The sequence below is a fragment of the Nocardia sp. 852002-20019_SCH5090214 genome, from assembly GCF_001665865.1.
Lineage (GTDB): Bacteria > Actinomycetota > Actinomycetes > Mycobacteriales > Mycobacteriaceae > Nocardia > Nocardia nova.
In genome coordinates this window covers 1-506 of record NZ_LZMK01000247.1, presented here as the reverse complement: position 1 = coordinate 506, position 506 = coordinate 1, and the positions used below count along the sequence as shown (strand labels likewise).

Annotated in this window: 1 pseudogene; it reads left to right on the top strand. The window is 68.0% G+C overall.

Going from position 1 to position 506, the window contains the following annotated elements:
- Positions 1-506 (top strand): annotated as a pseudogene (locus A5780_RS41105) (DNA cytosine methyltransferase); the annotation flags it as partial.

The window sequence follows — 506 nt, the reverse complement described above, 5'->3', positions numbered from 1 at the left end:
CTCACGGGCCGGATCGCGGCCAACCACAACCCGGTCTGTGTGGCGGTGCACGAGCTGAACTTCCCCACGGTGGAACACCTTCCGCCCGGCGACGTCAGGGAGATCGACCTGACGCGGCTGCCCGCGACGGAGTTGTTCTGGGCGAGCCCGGCGTGCCCGGAATGGACGGACGCGAAGGGACAGAAACGCTACTTCGACCAGAGCAACCAGTACCGGTTCGACGAGGAACTCGGCATCGTCGAGGATCCGGCGTCCGGGCGCAGCCGCGCGCTGGTCGAGCAGATTCCCCGGTATCTGCGTGCGATGGCCGCGCGCGGCAAGCCGGTGCTGGCCGGGGTGATGGAAAACGTCGTGCAGTGCTGGAAGTGGGACGACCGGCATCGGTGGCTGCGCGAGATCCAGGACCTCGGTTACGAGACCCGGGTCATCGCCCTGAATTCCGCGCACGTGCTGCCGCGCACCTGCCTGCCGGTGCCGCAGTCCCGCGACCGGCTCTACATCGCTTT